6 protein-coding genes are annotated in these 15154 nt (G+C 70.1%); 4 read left to right on the top strand and 2 right to left on the bottom strand.

The features are described from left to right. The first annotated feature begins 13 nt into the window (after positions 1–13). Together PHN62_RS13560 and PHN62_RS13555 are read left to right on the top strand one after the other, a co-directional pair. Complete coding sequence (locus PHN62_RS13560; protein WP_300151533.1) at positions 14–895, top strand: FtsX-like permease family protein; 882 nt, start codon at positions 14–16, stop codon at positions 893–895. A 1-nt stretch (position 896) separates the two neighbouring features. Next, positions 897–1643, top strand: a complete 747-nt coding sequence (locus PHN62_RS13555) for a 1-acyl-sn-glycerol-3-phosphate acyltransferase (protein WP_300151531.1) — start codon at positions 897–899, stop codon at positions 1641–1643. Position 1644: 1 nt separating this feature from the next. Here the strand turns inward: PHN62_RS13555 and folD are convergent, their stop codons facing one another. Further along, positions 1645–2550: a bifunctional methylenetetrahydrofolate dehydrogenase/methenyltetrahydrofolate cyclohydrolase FolD gene (gene folD, locus PHN62_RS13550; RefSeq protein ID WP_300151529.1), complete on the bottom strand. Its 906-nt coding sequence runs from the start codon at positions 2548–2550 to the stop codon at positions 1645–1647. A 196-nt stretch (positions 2551–2746) separates the two neighbouring features. Here folD and PHN62_RS13545 point away from each other — a divergent pair, with 196 nt between their 5' ends. Then, positions 2747–4924, top strand: a complete 2178-nt coding sequence (locus PHN62_RS13545) for an autotransporter assembly complex family protein (protein ID WP_300151527.1) — start codon at positions 2747–2749, stop codon at positions 4922–4924. Next, positions 4924–13971, top strand: coding sequence for a translocation/assembly module TamB domain-containing protein (locus PHN62_RS13540; RefSeq protein ID WP_300151525.1), 9048 nt, complete (start codon positions 4924–4926; stop codon positions 13969–13971). Before PHN62_RS13545 ends, PHN62_RS13540 begins: the two co-directional genes overlap by 1 nt. A gap of 82 nt (positions 13972–14053) precedes the next feature. Here PHN62_RS13540 and dusA read toward each other — a convergent pair whose 3' ends face one another. Next, positions 14054–15079, bottom strand: a complete 1026-nt coding sequence (gene dusA / locus PHN62_RS13535) for a tRNA dihydrouridine(20/20a) synthase DusA (protein ID WP_300151523.1) — start codon at positions 15077–15079, stop codon at positions 14054–14056. Positions 15080–15154 lie beyond the last annotated feature (75 nt).

Genomic DNA, 15154 nt, shown 5'->3' with positions numbered 1-15154 from the left:
TCAGGAGCCGCCCATGGGAGCCCTCACGAAACCACGCCGCAGCGCGCTCATCCCGCCCGACGCGGGAGGAGGCTGGCTGATGGCCGTGATCGTGGGCGCTCTGGCCTTCGTGGCCTGTCTGTCTCTGGCGGCGGCGGTGGGAGCCTCGCGGGCGGCGGATCTCTGGTCGGACGGGCTGGCCACGGCGGCCACGGTGCGGGTCTCCGCCTTCGACGAGGGCGCCGACGCCCGCGTCCAGACCGCCTTGCGGCTGCTCGGCGAGACGCCGGGCGTCCAGAGGGCGCGGGCGCTCACGCGCGAGGAGGTGGCGGATCTGCTCAAGCCCTGGTTCGGCGAGGGCGAGGATTTCGACTCGCTGCCGGCGCCGCGCGTGATCGAGGTGACGCTGGACCCTTCCTCTCCGCCCGATCCGGGCGTGATGCAGGCCCGGCTCGACGGCGCGCAGCTTCAGGCGACCTACGACGGCCACGACGTCTGGCGCGGACGCGCCGCCGCCGCCGCCCGCGCGGTGCGTCTGACGGCGATCTGCACGCTGGCGGCGGTTCTGGCGGCGATGCTGGCGGCCATCGTCTCTTCGGTGCGGGGAGGCATGGGGGCGCAGCGCCACGTCATCGCGGCCCTGAGGCTCTCGGGCGCCGAAGACCGTTTCGTGGCGGCGATCTATCAGCGCCGCTTTCTGGTTCTGGGGGGCCTCGGCGCCCTGATCGGGGTGGGTCTGGGGATGGGGGTGGTGGTCGCCTTCACGCGGGCCGCCCATCTGCGCGGACTCGCGCCGGGACTCGAGATTCCGGGATGGTGGCCTTTCGCCGCTCTGGGCGTGGTGGGAGCGGCGGCTCTGGCCGCCATGTTCGCCGCCCGGGCCGCCGCCTTCGCCGCCTTGCGCCGGGAGACCTGACATGATGCGCCTTCGTTCCGTGATCGCCGACGTCCTCATCTACGGCTGGATGTTCGTGTTCGGCCTGCTTGCGGCGCCCGCCGCCATCGCCTCGCGCGATGCGACCTACTGGATCATGAAGACCTATTCGCGCAACGTCTTCTGGCTGCTGCGCGTGATCTGCGGCGTCCGCGTCGAGATCAGGGGCGAGCCGCCCAAGCCCGGCGAGGAAGTGGTCGTCGCGAGCAAGCATCAGTCCTATCTCGACATCCTGCTGCTCATGCACGCCCTGCCGCGCGGCAAATACGTGATGAAGAAGGAGATCATGTGGACGCCGATCCTCGGGTTCTACGCGCTGCGCATCGGGGCGGCGCCGGTGGACCGGGGCAAGGGCAAGGCCGCGCTCGAGAGCATGAGCAAGCGCCTCGCCGAGCAGCGCGGCGAGCGGGGCCAGATCGTGATCTATCCCCAGGGCACGCGCATTCCGCCGGGCGTCAAGGCGCCTTACAAGATCGGGGCGGCGGTTCTGGCGCAGCGGTTCGGCATGCCCTGCGTTCCGGCGGCGACCAACGTGGGGCTCTGCTGGCCCAAGCGCGGGCCGAAGCGGCCCGGCCTGGCGGTGATCGAGTTCCTGCCCGAGCGCATCCAGCCCGAGGGGACTCCCGCCGAGCTTCTCGCGCGGATGGAGGTCGCCATCGAAACCGCCTCCGAGCGGCTGAGGCTCGAAGGCGAGATCGAACAGCGCCGGATCGCGGATCGGCTGACCTGAGTCAGCCGACCAGCCCGGCGAACTCCTCGGGGTCGGGGAGTCCCGCCTGACGCGTCGCGGCGAGGACCGTGTTGTGCATCAGGCAGGCGATGGTCATCGGCCCCACCCCGCCCGGAACCGGCGTGATCGCCCCCGCCGCCTGCGCGGCCGAAGCGAAATCCACGTCGCCGACGAGGCGGGCCTTGCCTGAAGCGTCGGGCGGCAGGCGGTTGATGCCCACGTCGATCACCGTCGCGCCGGGACGCAGCCATTCGCCCTTCACCATCTCCGGACGCCCCACCGCCGCCACGAGGATCTCCGCCCGACGGATCGTCTCCGGCAGATTCCGCGTGCGCGAATGGGCGATGGTCACGGTGGCGTTCTCGCGCAGCAGAAGCTGAGCCATGGGCGCGCCCACGATCCGCGAGCGCCCCAGGACCACGGCCTCCCTGCCCGAGAGATCGCCGAGCTGCGCCTTGAGCAGCATCAGGGAGCCGAGCGGCGTGCAGGGAACCAGCCCCGGACGCCCCAGAGCCAGAGCCGCCACGTTCTGCGGATGAAAGCCGTCGACGTCCTTGGCGGGGTCCACGCGGGCGAGGATCTCATCCTCGTCGAGGCCCTTCGGGAGCGGAAGCTGGATCAGGATCCCGTGCACCTCCGGGTCGGCGTTGAGCTCGTCCACCACGGCGACGACCTCCGCCCGGGACGCCGTCGCGGGGAGGATGCGCTCGAGGGAGCCCACGCCCAGGGCTCTGGCGGTCTTGCCCTTGCTCGCGACGTAGACCTGGCTCGCCGGGTTCTCGCCGACCAGCAGGACCGCCAGAGTCGGCGTCAGGCCGCGCTCCGTCCCGAGCCGCGCCACAGCCTTTCCCACCCGCGCGCGTACACGCTCCGCGAAGGATTTTCCGTCAATGATCTGAGCCGTCATGATTCGCTCCGCTCCGGGATCCCGGCGGGCCGCTGGGGGCTCGCCCCAAGGCGCCATGGCGGCCACGCTCGGGCGGCCGCGAAGATCGTCGCGCCCATTTACCTTGTTTTTCAGCCGTGTCATGCACATAAAATCGAGCCCTCGCAGAGGCGCGTCGGCCTCGCCGTTCCACGCCCCCCCAGACGGAGCCCGCCGCATGACCTTCCGCCGCACCTTCCGCCAAGCCGGACTCGCCTGCGCGCTCGGCGCCCTGACGGCGGGTTGCGCAAGCTTCATGGACCTCGGCTCGCCTGCGCCGAGGGACCTGCAGGATCCGGCTCTCGGCGCGGTCCCGGCGACCGATCAGGGCGCCGCCGCGACCGATCCGGCGTTGCTGGCCGCTTCGCTCTCGGCGGCCGAGGCGGCGGCGGCCTCGCCGCTGGTGGACGCCTCCGCGCCCGAGCAGCCCCAGGGATTCCGCTCGATTCTCGGACGCGTGACCAGCTGGTTCACCGGAGAGGAAGAGCGCCCGCTGATGAATCTGCCGAGGCTCAGCGCCACCGAGGGCGTGCTCTACGAGATCGAGGTCAAGGGGCTCGAAGAGGGGGATTCCGCCGAAAACGCGCGAATCACGGGGCTGATCGAAGCCGCGACGCGGCTGTACCGCATGCAGGACCGCCCCCCCGCGAGCCTGCCGCTGCTGCGTCGCCGCGCCGAGGCCGACAAGGAGATCATCGAACGCATCCTGAAGTCGGAAGGCTACTACAAGGGCCGCGCCGAGGTGAAGATCTACGCCGACGGCCGCGCGCCCGACGAGGCCGCCGCCCCTCAGACCGCCTACGACCTTCTGCTGGAGCGCGAGCGCGAAAGGGCCGAAGCCGAAAAGCCCGCTCCCGATCTCCGCCCCCTGGCGGTGATCGAGGTGGAGAAGGGCCCGCTCTTCCTCATCGAGAAGCACGAGTTCGCCTTCACGCCCCCGCCCTCGGAGGCCGAAATCCTCTGGGCGATGGAGGAGGCCGAGGCTCAGCGCCATGTGGGCGGCCCCGCGCGCGGCGCCGAAGTGGCCAGCGCCGAGAGCCGCCTCGTCGGGACCTTCCAGAACTCCGGCAACCCCTGGGCGAAGCAGTCGGGCCGCGCCGCCGAAGCCGATTGGGACGACGACCGACTCCGCGTCGAGACGGAGATCGCCACCGGCCCTTACGCCGCCTACGGAGAGACCACCGTCTCCGGCCTGACCAGCGTGCAGCCGGACTACGTGCTGCAGTTCCCCACCTGGGCCGAGGGACATCCGGTCTCGCGGGCCGAGATCGCCGAGGTCAGCCGCGATCTGACCGCCTCGCGGCTGTTCAAGGCGGTGAGCCTGCGCATCGCCGAGGAGCCGCCCGAAGCGGCCTACGTCGTCGCCCCCGTGCACATCGAGGTGGAGGAGGCTCCGCATCGCACCATCGGCGGCGGCCTGAAATACTCCACCGTCGACGGGCCCGGCGCGCGGGTCTTCTGGCAGCATCGCAACATGTTCGGGCGCGGCGAGCAGTTCGGCGTCACGCTGGACGGCTCGCTCAACAAGCAGAGCCTCGATCTGGGCTTCCGCAAGCCGCGCTTCCATCACCGCAACCGCGACCTCACCGCCGAGCTCGAGATCTACCACGAGGACACCGACGCCTATGAAGCCTTCGCGGCGGAAGGCGGAATCGGCGTCGCCCAGATCCTCGGCGAGCATTGGCGCGGCGCGGCGGGGCTGGCCTTCGAGGTGGCCCGCGTCGAGCGCCCCGGCGAAGAGCATGAATGGAGCTATCTGCTCGGCGCGCCGGTCTCGCTGAGCTTCGACAACACCGACGATCTGCTGGATCCGACGCGCGGCTTCCGGCTCGGGCTGGCGGCGACGCCCTGGGGCGGCGTCTACAAGGGCGACGCGACCGCCTTCCTCTCCACCGACGCCACGGCTTCGGCCTATTACGCCATCGACGAGGACGGACGCTTCGTGCTGGCGGGGCGTCTGCGCGGAGCGGCCATCTTCGCCGATGGTCCCGACAAGGTGCCCCCTACCCGTCAGCTCTATATGGGCGGCGGCGGCTCTCTGCGAGGCTATTCCCTGAAGTTCGCCAATCCGCTGGATGGAAACGGCGATCCCGTCGGCGGGCTGACGCTCGGCGAGGCGGCTCTGGAGCTGCGCGCCAAGGTCACCGAAAGCATCGGCGTGGTGCCCTTCGTGGAGGCGGGAATCGTCGGCCGCGAGCTCTTCAGCGAATTCGACGACGTCCGCTTCTCGGCGGGCCTCGGGCTCCGGTACTACACGGCCATCGGGCCGATCCGCCTTGACGTCGCCGTGCCGATCGACCCGCGTCCGCAGGACGACCGGTATCAACTCTACTTCAGCATCGGGCAGGCCTTCTGATGACCCAGCGACAGACGATCCTGCGCTCAGGCGCCGCCGGCCTCGCGCTCAGCCTGAGCCTCGGCTGGACCACCCCCGCCTCCGCCTTCCTCGACACCGAAGGCGCCTGGAACGACGTGCTGCAGTTCGCCGTGCGCCAGATCAACGCGCCCGGAGAATTCGAGATCGAGCTGGGGCGCGTCACGCGGCCCGAGGACGGATTCGCCCGCATCGAGACCCTGAGCCTCAAGGACGGCGACGGCGAATGGGTCACGGCGAAGGGAATCGTCATCGACTGGCGGGTGCGCTCGCTGCTGCGGGCGCGCTTCAACTTCCAGACGCTCAGCGCCGAAGAGATCAACGTCCTGCGCGCGCCCATCGGGCGCGGCGATCCCCCCGGCGAAGAGGCCCAGGTCTCCTTCGCCTGGCCGCGGCCTCCGACCAGCCTGACCATCGACAAGCTGCGCATCGACAAGCTGACCGTCAGCGACAAGCTGGCGCCTCAGGCGCTCCAGGCGCGGGTCGAGGGCTCATTCTCGGACGTCGGCGACGAACAGACCGCCAGCCTGACCGTCACCCGCACCGACGGAAGGCGCGGCGCGTTCAAGTTCTCCGGCGACCTCGACTTCGACGAAGGGAAGGCCAAGCTCTCGCTCGAAGCCTCGGAGCAGGCGGGGGGGCTGGTGGCCACGGCGGCGGGCCTGCCCGCCGGACAGGACGTGGAGCTGACCTTCACCGCCGACGGCGGTTTTGAGAATCTGCCTTTCCAGATCGGTGGCCGCATCGGCGAGATGGGCGCGGCCACAGGCGAAGGCTCCGTCGCCTTCCGGGGTCCGCCCGCCGTGACCTTCTCGGGCGCCATCGCCCCGGACGAACGCGCCTCGGCGACCTGGCGGCGGGCTCTGGGCGAGCGCTCGACCCTGACCTTCGACGGCCGCCAGACCGCCAGCGGCGGTTATGAGCTCAACGCCTTCCGCGTCGAGAGCCCCATTCTGGAGGCCGAAGGCGCGGGGCTTCTCTCGCCGGGCTCCAGCGATTCGGCGCTGAAGATCTCGTGGCGCGCCCGCGACGTGGCCGCCTTCAACGCGGTGATCGCCCCCACCCGCTTCACCGCCATGCAGGGCGAAGCCGAGATCACCGGCGACCTCAAAGCCCCGACGGCCCATATCGACGCGGTGGTCGAGGGGCTGCAAGGCGATTTCGGCGCGGTGGGCCGCATCGGGCTGAAGATCGACGCCGCCCCGCCCGCCGGAGCCTCGGCGCCCGCCGGAGGCGGGATCGCGGATTCCCGCTTCACGGCGCAGATCGGCGCGACGGGCTTCGCGCCCAAAGACCCCGCCTTGCTGGAGGCCCTCGGCGCCGAGCCGACCCTTGATCTGCGAGGCCAATGGCGCGCGGCGCAGTCCGTCGCGGCCATCGAGGCCCTGACTCTGCGCGCCGAGGGCCTCCAGATGGACGGCCAAGGCGCCTTCGACGTCGGGACCAAGCTTTTCGACGGAAGCCTGACCGGCGTTTCGCAGCAGATCGCGCCTTTCGCGCGTCTGGCGGGGATCGACCTGAGCGGCGCCGCCGACTTCAATCTGACCGTGGAGAAGGCGGGCGCCGAGGGCGTCCATGCGCTTCAGCTCGAAACGGGCCTGCGCGGGCTGGATTCCAGCGATCCCAATATTAAGGCGGCGCTCGGCGAAGAGGCGACCATCACGCTGGACGTGGCGGAATCCTCTCCGGGGGTGATGCGCGTCGCGAAGGGCGGAATCTCCTCGGCCTCTCTGGCGGCGGATTTCTCCGGCGAGATTTCTCCGGCGCAGGACCGCGTGGACCTCGCCATCGACTGGCGCGTGACCGATCCTCAGGCTTTGGCGGGCTTCGCGCCGGGCCTGAGCTTCTCGGCGGCGGCTGGTCAGGCGGCGGTGACGGGCAGCCTCTCCGAGCCGCAGCTCCGCACCACCGCCCAGGTGGATGATCCGAAGTTCCAGCAATATGGCGCCCTCTCCGTGGCGCTGGAGGCCGAAGGCCAGACCCGCAAGGATCGGCGCGCGCCCTTCAGCTTCACGGCGGAGATCCGTCAGCCCGACCTCGGCGACCCCGCCCTGACCTCTCTGGCGGGCGAGACGCCGCGTCTGGAAGGGCGCGGAATCCACGACATGGCGACTGGCCTGCTCACTGTGGACGAGATCAAGGCCAGCCTCGCCGCGGGCGAAGCGGTCATCTCGGGCGAGGCGAATCTCACCGAACGCACCGTCAACATGGACCTGACGGCGGATCTGCCGGATCTGGCGGTCTTCTCGGCTCTGGCGCCGGAGCCCGTTTCGGGCTCGGGCCGCCTGACCGTCGAGGCGCGCGGCTCGCTCGACGCGCCCCGGATCAACCTCGACCTCGCGGCTCAGGCGCCGCGCTACGGCCGATATGGCGCGGAGGAAGCCTCGCTGAAGGGCTCGGCGACGCTGCGGCCTTCGGGCGCCCTGCCCTTCGACCTGAATCTGGCGCTCGACCGCCCCCGCCTCGGCGACGAGGCCCTTGAAGAAACCATCGGCCCCAATCCGACCTTCTCGCTGGAAGGCTCCTTCGATCCGGCGGCGCAGAAGCTGAACTTCGCCTCCTCGCATCTGACGGCGGCGCCGGGCGAGATCCTCGTCAAGGGCGAGGTGGACCTCGCCGGGCGGGAGATGGACCTCGAACTCGACACCGAGGGGCTGAACCTCGCGAGCCTCTCCCCCCTGGCGGGGGGCGCCGAGATGGGCGGCGAAATCCGCGCCTCGATCAGCCTCGCGGGCGCCTTCGACAAGCCGATGATCGGCGTGAAGGGCGGCGGCGTCGACCTCTTCTACGAGCAATACCGCCTTTCCGAGCTTGAGGTCGAATATGGCCCCACGCCCCGCGAGGACGGCGAATTCCCCTTCACCGCCACCGCCACGCTCGACGGCGCGCCGCTGGACGACCCCAATCTGCGGCGCGTGCTCGGCGGCAAGCCGCGCATCCGGGCGACGGGCTCCTTCAATCAGGAGACGGGCCGGGTGGTGCTGGATTCCGCCCGCGTCATCGCCGCCATCGGTCAGATCGACCTCAAGGGCCGCATCGAGACCAAGGCTCAAACCCTCGACGTGACCTTTGACGCCGACGTCAAGAACCTCGCCTTGCTCTCGGGCTATGCGGGCGCCCCTCTCAGCGGCGCCTTCAAGGGCTCGGGTTCGGCGAAGGGCTCCTTCACGCAGCCGAGCGTCACGCTGCAGGGCGAGGCCACGAAATTCGTCTTCGACGGGCGCGGCGCGGATCGCGTCGCCCTGACCGCCACAGCCGCGCCGCAAGCGAACGGCGCGCTGAATTTCGAGGCGGATCTGAAAATCGCCGGGCCGAACCTCGGCGACGAGGCGCTTGAAGCCCTGCTCGGCGATCCCTCGCTGACCACGAAGGGCTCTTTCGATCCGGAGAGCGGGCTCCTGCGCCTGACCTCCACGCATCTGGAGACCGCCATGGGCGGGGCCGACCTCTCGGGGACGGTCAACTCCAGGACCATGGCTCTGGATCTGCGCTTCGCCGCTGATCTCGACGACATCGCGCCGCTCTCCGCCAAGGCGGGCCAGAGGCTCGGCGGATCGCTCAAGGCCGAAGGCCGTCTGACGGGCGAGGTTTCGGCGCCGCGTCTGGTCTTCGACGCCACGGGCGACAACCTCGTCTTCGACCGCTACGGCGCCAAGGGGCTGAAGATCTCGGCCCGCACCACGCCCGGCTCAGGCGGCGTGGTCTCCTTCGAGGCCGACGTGGAGGCGCAGGGCCCCCTGCTCGGCGACGCGCAGCTTGAGGCTTTGCTCGGCGACGTGACTCTGAAGACGGCGGGAAGCTTCAATCCTTCTTCGGGCCTCTTGCGCCTCGAAACCGCCGAGGCGGTCACGGGCGCGGGCTCGGCGAAGGTCTCGGGCCGCTTCGGGACCAAGGACGAGAGCCTCGCGCTGGATTTCGACGCCGACCTGCGCAATCTCGCGCCTTTCTCGGGTCTGGCGGGCGAGACTCTGGCGGGCTCGCTCAAGGCCGAGGGCCGCGTCGAGGGCTCGCTCTCCGCGCCCAAGGTGAGCCTCGCGGCTCAGGGCGAGGGCCTGCGCTACGGCGATTATGGCGCGGCGGCTCTGGATGTGAATCTCTCGGCCGCGCCCAATGCGAGCGGCGCCCTGAGCTTCACCGCGACGGGCGACGTCCGTTCCCCGCGCATCGGCGATCCGGAGCTTGACGCCCTGATCGGCGATGTGAAGCTCAACGCGCGCGGCGGCTTCAACCAGAAGACGGGACTCCTGCGTCTGGAGCCGGGCGAGATCACGACCGGACTCGGCATGGCGAAGCTTTCGGGCCAGATCGGAACCAAAGCCCAGACCCTCGCCCTGGATTTCGACGTGGACGCGCGCAATCTCGCGCCTTTCTCCCGCTTCGCGGGCGAGACGCTCGGCGGATCGCTCAAGGCCGCAGGCCGCGTGGAGGGAAGCTTCACGGCGCCCAAGATCAACGCGACCGCCCAAGGCCAGAGCCTGCAATATGGGAAATATGGCGCGGCCTCGCTGAACCTCGACATCTCCAGTTCGCCTGCGGCGGATGGAACCATGGGCTTCTCCGTGGCGGGCGACCTCCGTTCGCCGCGCATCGGCGATCCTCAGCTTGACGCCGCCATCGGCGACGTGACGCTGAACGCCAAGGGCTCCTTCAACCAGCAGACGGGCCTGCTCAAGCTGGATCCCGGCGAGATCTCGACGGGCCTCGGCTCGGCGCGAGCCTCGGGCTTCTTCGGGACCAAGGACCAGACCATCGGCCTCGACTTCAACCTGGACGCGCGCGATCTCGGGCCCTTGTCGGGCCTGGCGGGCGAGGCTCTGGGCGGGGCTCTGAAGGCCTCGGGCCGCGTGGAAGGCGGCCTCAAGGCGCCCCGCGTCAACGCCACGGCTGAAGCGCAAAGCCTGCAATACGGGAAATACGGCCTGGCGGGGCTGAATCTGAAGGTCTCCAGCGCCCCCGGCGCCGATGGGACGATTCCCTTCAGCGTCGAGGCGCAAGCGGTCTCGCCGCGTCTGGGCGATCCTCAGCTTGAGGCCCTGCTTGGAAACGTGACGCTGAACGCTCGGGGCAGCTTCACCCCCGAGACCGGCATGCTCCGTCTGGAGCCCGGCGAAGTCACGACTTCGGCGGTGGGTTCGGCGCGAGTCTCGGGCTTCTTCGGAACCAAAGACCAGAGTCTCGGCCTCGATTTCAGCGCGAACATCGCAAATCTGGCGCCCTTCTCCAGCTTTGCGGGCGAGACTCTCGGCGGCGCGATTTCGGCTTCGGGCCGCGTGGACGGCAGCGTCTCGGCGCCCCGCGTCAGCCTGACGGCCCAGGGCCAGAGCCTGCAATACGGCCCATACGCCCTGGCCGGGCTCAATCTGAAGGCCTCCAGCGCGCCTCAGCCGGATGGGACCATCCCCTTCTCGGTGGAGGCTCAGGCCGCCGGACCCCGCTTCGGCGATCCGCAGCTTGAAGCCTTGCTTGGAAACGTCAGCCTCAATGCGCAGGGGAGCTTCAACCCGACCACCGGCCTGCTCCGTCTGGAGCCCGGCGAAGTCTCGACGGGCGCGGGCTCGGCGCGGGTTTCCGGATTCTTCGGGACCAAAGACCAGACGCTCGGACTCGATTTCAGCGCCAATCTCGGCAATCTCGCGCCTTTCTCCGCTCTGGCGGGCGAGGCTCTCGGCGGATCTCTGTCGGCTTCGGGCCGCGTGGAGGGGAGCCTCAAGGCCCCCAGCGTGACCCTCGCGGCGCAGGGCCAGAACCTGCAATATGGAAAATACGGGATCGCGGGGCTGAATCTGAACCTCTCCGGCGCGCCTCAGCCGGACGGGACCATCCCCTTCACGGTTTCGGCTCAGGCGCGCGGCCCCCGCATGGGAGATCCGCAGCTTGACGCCCTGATCGGCGACGTGAACCTCAGCGCGCGGGGCTCCTTCAACCCGACCACCGGCCTGCTCCGTCTGGAGCCCGGCGAGGTGACGGCGGGCCTTGGTTCGGCGCGGGTCTCGGGCTTCTTCGGAACCAGGGACCAGACGCTCGGACTCGATTTCAGCGCCAACATCGGCAATCTCGCGCCTTTCTCGCAGCTTGCGGGCGAGACGCTCGGCGGCGCCTTCTCGGCCTCGGGACGCATCGACGGGACGCTCTCCGCGCCCCGCCTCCAGGCGACCGCCCAAGGCCAGAGCCTGCAATACGGGAAATACGGCCTGGCGGGGCTGAATCTGGATCTCTCCAGCTCGCCCCAGCCCGACGGCTCGATTCCCTTCAGCGCCCAGGCGCGGGTTTCCGGCCCGCGCATGGGAGATCCGCGCATCGAACAACTGCTCGGCGAGGCGACCCTCTCGGCTCAGGGCTCCTACAATCCCTCGACGCGTCAGCTTCTGCTGAACCCCGCCGAAGTCCGGATGGCGGCGGGCCATCTGCGCGCCTCGGGACAGGTGGACCTCGCCAATCAGGCCATGGCCCTCGACGTGACGGCGGATCTCCCCGACCTCTCGCCGCTTTCGGGCTTCGCGGGGGCGCAGATCTCCGGCGCGGGCAAGCTCGACGCCCGGATCGAAGGCCCCTTCGCCGATCCTTCGGCGCGAGGCTCGGCGAGCCTGCGGGCTCTGGCCCATGACGGGCGCGCCCTCGGCGACGCTCAGGCGCAGTTCAATCTGACGCGCCTGGTTTCGGCGCCTCAGGGCGAGGCCAGCCTCAGCGCCCAGACTCCGCAGGGCCCCCTGACGGCCTCGGCGCGCTTCGCCTCGCAGAACGGACAGATCCAGCTGGATCATTTCCGCCTCGAAGGCCTGGGGCTCTTCGCGGAGGGCCGCCTGAACATGGCTTCGGGCGGACTCATGGAGGGCTCCGCTCTGCTGAGTTCGGCCAGCCTCGGGCCCATCGGCGCCCTGCTCGGCTATGAGGCGACGGGCGCTCTGGACGCGAACCTCAGCTTCAGCGGCCAGAGCGGGCGTCAGACGGTTCTGGCGCGCGGCGCGGCCTCGAATCTGCGCATCGCGCAGAACGGCGATTTCCTCGCGGGGATCACCAGCCTGAACTTCAACGCCCAGGTGGACGACGCCTTCGGCGCCGATCCCTACATCCGGGCGAATCTCGACGGCCAGCGCCTGGAGGCGGCGGGGATCCTGCTCACCGACGTGCGTTCGGCGCTGCAAGGGCCGCTCTCGGATCTCGACGCGACCTTCGACGGCACGGGCGACCTGCTCGACGAGGGCCTGCGCGAACTCGACAGCTTCAGCCTTCAGGCGCGGGTGAACGCGGCGGGCGGCTTCAAGGGCGTCACGCTGCACCGCTTCAACGGGCGGATCAGCGGCGAAGACCTTTCTCTGGCTCAGGCGGTGGAGCTGCGCCCCACGCCGGACGGCGGCTTCGGCTTCCAGAACCTCGACCTGCGCCTCGGCGCTTCGGGGATGCTGGGCGGCTATCTGACCTACGCCCCGAGCGGCTCCTTCGGACATCTGGTGCTGCACAATCTGCCCCTGCGGCTGCTGAGCCTCGCGGGCGCGCCGCCCGCCGAGGGCCATCTCTTCGGCGAGGCGCAGATGGATTCGCGCCGGAACTCGGGGAGCTTCAGCCTGCGCACCGAAGGCATGACCCTGAGCGAGGCGGGGCTCACCTCGCCGATCCAGGCCAACGCCGAAGGCTCCTGGTCGGGGACGCAGCTCACCGCCTCCCTGACCATGACCAGCGCCAGCTTCCGCCAGCCCCTCCAGGCCAACGCCCGCCTGACCCTGCTGCCGGGCGGCGGCATCCCCATGCCCGACCGCAACGGCCCGATTTCGGCGCAAGCCTCCTGGGCGGGCGACCTCGGCGAGATCTGGCCGCTTCTGCCTCTGCCGGATCATCTGCTCTCGGGCTCGGCCACGCTTTCGGCCACGCTGGAGGGCTCTCTGGCGGCGCCGCGCACGGCGGGCGGCCTGCAGATCCGGAACGGACGCTACGAGAATCTCGAATACGGCACGGTGGTCCAGAGCCTCGGCGCCGACGCGACCTTCTCCGCCGACGGACGCCTGACGCTGACCGCGCAGGGGAACGACGGCTATGGCGGCCAGATCTCGGCCATGGGCTCCTATGTGCTCTCCAGCCGGGTTCTGGACGCGACCGTCCGGGTCAACCGCATGGCCGCCGCCCGGCGCGACGATCTGACGGCCATCGTCTCGGGCGAGATCACCGCCCGGGGAGACGCCGCCTCGATCAACGTGAACGGGCGCATCGACAACGACTTCCTGGAGTTCCGTCTGATCGGCGGCGGGGCTCCGAATCTGGTGGTGATCGAGGCGACTCCGGTGGGGCTCTCGGCGCCGCGCACCCCTCGACGCGCCGCAGGCGCGCCCTCGGCCGCCAGCCAGAGGATCAACCTGAACCTCGTGGTGAACATCCCCGGCCAGGCCTATGTGCGCGGGCGCGGTCTGGAATCGGAATGGGGCGGCCAGCTCCAGGTGACCGGCCATGCGGGAGCGCCCCGCGTGAACGGCATGATCCAGAAGCGGCGCGGCTGGCTGGATCTCCTCGGGCGTCAGTTCGATCTGGAGATCGGCGAGGTGCGCTTCTCGGGAGATCTCGATCCCTATGTGACGGTGCGCCTGACGGCGGAGTCCAACGACATCCGCGGCTGGCTGCAGGTGGCGGGCTATTCCTCGGATCCGAAGGTCTCCTTCGGCTCGGACCAGGGCCTGCCTGAAGAAGAGGTGCTGCCGCGCCTGCTCTTCGGACGCTCCAAGCAGTCGCTCTCCGCCATCGAGGCGGCGCAGCTGGCGGCGGGCGTGGCCACGCTCATGAGCGGACGCCCCGGCGCCATGGACATGCTCCGCGACGTGGCGGGCGTGGACACCCTGCGCATCGAGGAGGGAACCGACGGCGGCGCCGCCATCTCGACCGGCAAATACGTCGCCGACGGGGTGTTCGTGGGGGCGCGTCAGGATCTCGGCACGGGCCAGACCACCGCCCTCGTGGAGATCGAGACCTTCAACAACATCGTCATCGACGCCGAGATCGGCCAGAGCGAGACCAAGGCCGGAATCAACTGGAAGATGGATTACTGATCCGCCCTCCGCCCGACCGCAACGACGAAGGGGCCGCCTCTCCAACCGAGAGGCGGCCCCTTTCCTTCGTCCGCAGATCCCGTCAGGCGGCGTCCTGCGCGCGGAGGGTTTCGGCCCTCATGGCGGCGAGGGCCTCGTCGAACAGCTCCAGCCCCGGGCCGGATTTCGCTGCGCCCTCCGAAAGCCTCTGTCGCCAGAGCCGCGCGCCCGGACGCCCCAGAAACAGCCCGATCATCGGCCGGACCAGAGCCCCGAGCCGCCAGCCCTCGGCCAGCCGCGCCGCCAGATAAGGCCGCATGGCCTCGGCGGCGGCGAAGGGATCGGCGTCGGGGACCGCCTCGCCGTAGATGCGCCGATCCGCCGAGGCCAGCACCGCGACCGGATCGCGCCAGGCGGCCCGCCCGATCATCACGCCGTCGAGGCCCCGGGCCAGGTGGGCTTCGGCGACGTCGAGGCTCTCGACGCCGCCGTTGAGGATGATCCGCAGATCGGGCCGCGCGGCCTTGACCTCATGGACGAGCTCGTGATCCAGCGGGGGGATCTCGCGGTTTTCTTTCGGCGAGAGCCCTTTCAGCCAGGCCTTGCGGGCGTGGACGATGAAGACTCCGCAGCCCGCCGCCGAGACGCGTTCGATGAAGTCGGGCAGGACGTCGCGGGGCTCCTGATCATCCACGCCGATGCGGCATTTCACGGTGATCTCCGCCGCTCCGCCGACGGCCCGGATCATGGCGGCGACGCCCTCGGCCACGAGATCGGGGCTGCGCATGAGGCAGGCGCCGAAAGTTCCGGACTGCACGCGGTCCGAGGGGCAGCCGACGTTGAGGTTGATCTCGTCGTAACCGGCTTCGGCGCCGATGCGGGCGGCCTCGGCGAGGCGGCGCGGATCGGAGCCGCCGATCTGGAGGGCGAGCGGGCGTTCTTCGGGATCATGCCCGAGGAGCTTTTCGCGGTCGCCGCGGATCAGGGCCTCCGCCACGACCATTTCCGTATAGAGCCGGGTCCGGCGGGACAGCCGACGGTGGAAGAATCGGCAAGGACCTGTCGTCCAGTCGAGCATCGGCGCGACGCAGAGGCGATGATCCGGGGGATTTGTCTGGGGTGTGGTCATGCCGGGGCGCTCCCGCTCTTGCGCGCCTGCTCCGGAGGGCGGGCGGTCCGCGCGCTCGGGGGCCTCTCGCCGAGG

Source organism: Neomegalonema sp. (assembly GCF_028688855.1).
Classification (GTDB): Bacteria; Pseudomonadota; Alphaproteobacteria; order Rhodobacterales; family Rhodobacteraceae; genus Neomegalonema.
The sequence above is the reverse complement of the archived record's forward strand: the minus strand, read 5'-3'. Positions and strand labels throughout refer to the sequence as shown.

Bases quoted from the DNA above. Each gene is read 5' to 3' on its own strand.
- PHN62_RS13560 (WP_300151533.1), top strand. From the start codon at position 14: ATGGGAGCCCTCACGAAACCACGCCGCAGCGCGCTCATCCCGCCCGAC.
- PHN62_RS13555 (WP_300151531.1), top strand. From the start codon at position 897: ATGATGCGCCTTCGTTCCGTGATCGCCGACGTCCTCATCTACGGCTGG.
- folD (WP_300151529.1), bottom strand. From the start codon at position 2,550: ATGACGGCTCAGATCATTGACGGAAAATCCTTCGCGGAGCGTGTACGC.
- PHN62_RS13545 (WP_300151527.1), top strand. From the start codon at position 2,747: ATGACCTTCCGCCGCACCTTCCGCCAAGCCGGACTCGCCTGCGCGCTC.
- PHN62_RS13540 (WP_300151525.1), top strand. From the start codon at position 4,924: ATGACCCAGCGACAGACGATCCTGCGCTCAGGCGCCGCCGGCCTCGCG.
- dusA (WP_300151523.1), bottom strand. From the start codon at position 15,079: ATGACCACACCCCAGACAAATCCCCCGGATCATCGCCTCTGCGTCGCG.